The organism is Mesorhizobium sp. M7A.F.Ca.CA.001.10.2.1 (genome assembly GCF_003998575.1).
Lineage (GTDB): Bacteria > Pseudomonadota > Alphaproteobacteria > Rhizobiales > Rhizobiaceae > Mesorhizobium.
In genome coordinates, this window is record NZ_RZQY01000597.1 from 1 (window position 1) to 3,851 (window position 3,851).

The 3,851-nt window shown below is 63.5% G+C and carries 3 protein-coding genes and 1 pseudogene; all 4 read right to left on the reverse strand.

Going from position 1 to position 3,851, the window contains the following annotated elements; translation table 11 throughout:
- Positions 1-843: class I tRNA ligase family protein (locus EN964_RS28060; protein ID WP_164776036.1), on the reverse strand; the 843-nt coding region annotated here is incomplete at its 3' end.
- Between the two features lie 220 nt (positions 844-1,063).
- Entirely contained in the window at positions 1,064-1,888 is an 825-nt protein-coding gene (locus tag EN964_RS28065) for a PopZ family protein (RefSeq protein ID WP_127267804.1), read from the reverse strand.
- 205 nt (positions 1,889-2,093) lie between these two features.
- A complete protein-coding gene (locus tag EN964_RS28070; RefSeq protein WP_127272694.1) occupies positions 2,094-3,485 on the reverse strand; it encodes a TolC family outer membrane protein in 1,392 nt (463 codons plus the stop codon).
- 181 nt (positions 3,486-3,666) lie between these two features.
- Positions 3,667-3,851, reverse strand: a pseudogene (locus EN964_RS28075) (protein-L-isoaspartate O-methyltransferase); the annotation flags it as partial.

Sequence of the window (3,851 nt, forward strand, 5' to 3'; positions counted from 1 at the left end):
GATCTTGACCGCGCCCGAACCCTTTTCCGGATCGGAATACTCGTCCGCCACCACGGGAATCCTGCGACCGACGATTGGCAGGACGATGTTCTTGCCCACCAGATGCCGGAATCGCTCGTCGTCAGGGTGCACGGCGACGGCCGTATCGCCCAGCATCGTCTCCGGGCGCGTCGTCGCCACGGTGATGAAGGTTGTTGGGTTTTCCGGGTCGAAGACCTGGCCCTCGATGGGATAGCGGAAGTGCCAGAGATTGCCATTGACCTCCTGCTGCTCGACCTCGAGATCGGAGATCGCGGTGAGCAGCTTGGGGTCCCAGTTCACAAGGCGCTTGTCCTTGTAGATCAGCCCTTCCTTGTAGAGCGTGACGAACACTTCGAGCACGGCTTTGGACAGGCCTTCGTCCATGGTGAAGCGTTCGCGTGACCAGTCGGCCGAGGCGCCCAGCCGCTTCAGCTGGTTGAAGATGGCGCCGCCGGATTCGGCCTTCCACTCCCACACTTTCTCGATAAACTGCTCGCGGGTCAGGTCGCGGCGATGGATCTGCTTTTCCATCAGCTGCCGCTCGACAACCATCTGCGTGGCAATACCGGCATGGTCCATGCCCGGCTGCCACAGGACGTTCTTGCCGCGCATTCGCTCGAAGCGCACCAATATATCCTGCAGCGTGTTGTTGAGCGCGTGGCCCATATGCAGCGAGCCGGTAACGTTCGGCGGCGGGATGACGATCGTAAATGCTTCCGCCCCCTCCTCGGCGCCGGCACCGGCGCGAAACGCGTCGGCCTCTTCCCAGACTTTGGCGATCTTCGGCTCGACGGTTTTGGCGTCGTAGGTCTTTTCAAGCATGGGAAAATGGTCCGCGCTGTCGGGAGTTTTGCTGGTCCGGTGTAAATCGGAAGGTTTTGGCCAAGTCAACCGCAAGGGCTGTCTCGGACCCTCACAACCAGATAGGCGCGGCCTTGGTCATTTCAACGGAAAGCGATCCGCCGTCCTGCCAACAAACTGACCTCACCAAAAGAAACGGCGCCACGAAGGCGCCGTTTCCTCTAGCAATCGGCATGGGGAGCTACTGCGCCCCGCGCGCCACGCGCTCGATCTCCTCGCGCACCAGTCTTTCGACCAGTGTCGGCAGATTGTTGTCCAGCCAATCCTGCAGCATCGGCCGCAGCATCTCTTCGGCCATCTCGTCGAATGTCTTCTTGCTGCGGCTGGCAAACGCATCGGAAAGCTCGCCAAAGGCAGCCGCGACCTGACGGCCGGTATGCTCGGAAACGATCGCCGGACGCGGCGCGTCGCTGGCCGCCACCGGCCGCACCACGCTTGCATCCGGACGAGACGGCTCGGGTTCGACGGCTACTTTCGCGGTCGGTTCGTCCCTTGGAGTCTCCACGGACGGCTGGGCAGCCGTCTTGCGTGCCTCGCTCCGGTCCGACACCGCCCTCGCCTGCTCACCGACCGCGGCGATCTCACGACGCCAATCGGCGATGGAAGCGTCGGCGACAGGACGCGATCCCGGCGATTCAACCGTGATTGGCTCGGCGGCGACGCGGGCGCTAACTTCGGCAAGTGTCATCGATGGCTTTGCCGGGCTGGGATCGGGGCGCGCAGGCGTTTCCATGCGCGCGACCACCGGCTCGGCCGCCGGCAACTGTGCCTGGACTTCCGCCAGCGTGACCGGCTTCCTGCCTTCGGGGGCGGCATGCAGGTCGGCACGGAATGCTTCCACGTCGGGGGCCGCATAGGCGCTCGACGCGCGCTCCAGATCCTGGCTCAGCTCATCGGCGTCGCCCGGCTGCTTGCGGCCGCCGTCACTGTCCTCGATGATCCGCCTGATGGAAGCCAGTATCTCTTCCATGGAAGGTTCGCGCTGTGCGCTGCTTGCCGTTGCCATCGTCACATCCGCCGCCTTTGTGACCCCTGTGGGTTTCCGCTCCGGCAGAGCCGGATCGAATCATGGCGACAGCGTAACCGACGGATCGCCGCACGAGAATCCCCAATCTGGGGACTTGTGGGATTTCAACAGATTAGCGCGATCTGAACCCGAGTGCGAAAGATCCTGCTCAAACGGGGAACACGGCCAGTCCTGGCCGAACGCCTCAGCGGCCGTCCGGCGTGCGCAGGCCGTACCACTTGTCCTTGACCGCGTTGTAATGCTCTTCAGGCTTGTACTTCGCTACCTGCAAGCCAAGGCGGTCCACGGACAGACGGCCGGTCGCCTGCAGGATGGCGTAGCTCGCCACCACCACATCATGTTCGTAACCGGCCTGGTTGATCTGGGCGGTGATGACCGTCGCCTGTGCGTTGAGGACGTCGAGCGTGGTGCGCTGGCCGACATTGCGTTCTTCGATGACACCGTTCAGTGCCAGCTTCGCGGCCTCGATCACTTGCCTGTTGGCCGTCAGCTGCTGCTGCGCGGCGGTATACTCGGTCCAGGCGGCGGTGACGGCCTGGCGTACCTGGTCGCGGCTGACGTCGACCTGGATGCGGGCCTGGCTGAGTGATTCCTTGTTCTGGCGCACGATCGCCGAGGTGCGGCCACCCGAATAGATCGGGATCGTCAGCGTTGCCCCGACACTGGCCGAATTGGTCGTGCCATCCTGCGAACCGACGCCTGGCAAAGGCGAGGTATTGCGATAGGCGCTCGAAACGCCGGCGGAAGCCGACAGCTGCGGCAACAGCGCGCCTTCGGCCGACTTCACCGAAAACGCGGCGGCGTCGACCAGATGCTGCGTGGCAAGGATGGCCGGATGCTCGTTCGAGGCCACCCCGACGGCGGCGGCGAGGCTCGACGGCAACAGCTTTGCCACCGGCGAAGCGCCCTTGAGCTTGCCCGGCTCGTCGCCGACGATCTGGCGATAGAGCGCCGCACTTGCCAGCGCCTGCGCCCGGGCAGCACTCAGCGATGCCACCGCGGCGGCGCGTGAAGCGTCGGCCTGCGCGACATCGGTGCGCGTGCCTTCACCAACCTCGAAACGCGAACGCGCCGCGCGCGCCGTCTCGGTCAGGAACTGCAGGTTCTGCTCGGTCAGCACGGCGACCTGCCGGTCGCGAATCACGTTCATATAGGCCTGGGCCGCGCTGAACAGGATACCCTCTTCGGTGTTGCGCAGGCTTTCGACCGAAGCCCGGACCTGCGCTTCGGCGGCAGCGACATTGTTCCTGGTCTGAAAGCCGTCGAACAGCGTCTGGTCGATCTGGACGCCAAAATTGCCGGTGGTCAGCCGCACGCTTGAATTGGTGCCGTTGAGATGGCTGCTCGAATAATCGATATTCGCCGAGCCGGTGACAACCGGACGGTAGCCCGACTTGGCGATGGCGACGCCCTCGTCGGTGACGCGAACGCCAGCGCGGGATGCATTCAGCGAAGAATTGTACTGGTAGGCCTTCGCAAGCGCGCCGGAGATGGTTTCGGCTGAAGCGGCCAGTGGGGACAGCATGGTCGCCGAGACGAGAACGGCGGTGAAAAGTGACTTGCGAAAAGACGGCACGGTTAAACCCTCATTCGTTTTCCATGGGAACCGCGCCGCGCCTGCTTCTCTCATTGATCAGCCGGCGCCGCGTGTTCGATGTTCCCTGCTGCTCACCCCAAAGTGCCCCCAGTTTGGCATCAGCAGCGATCGTTCAAATGCAAGCGACCATGACAAAGCCTCTGCTGCAAGGCCAAATCATTCAGAATTCGAAAGCACGAATGCGTTCAAACCCCGGTAGTGGCTTAATTGCCGCATTAAATGCCCGTCTTCCGGTTACAACCCCCCCGGCCTTGAAAAAGAGACGAGCCACGCCGGAATTGCCCTGCCCTTCGACGGCGACAAGGCGGCCGCCCTCGGCGAGCTGGTCCAGCAGCGTCACAGGGA

Excerpts from the sequence above, each read along its gene's own strand:
- EN964_RS28065 (WP_127267804.1), bottom strand. The coding sequence starts at position 1,888 with ATGGCAACGGCAAGCAGCGCACAGCGCGAACCTTCCATGGAAGAGATA.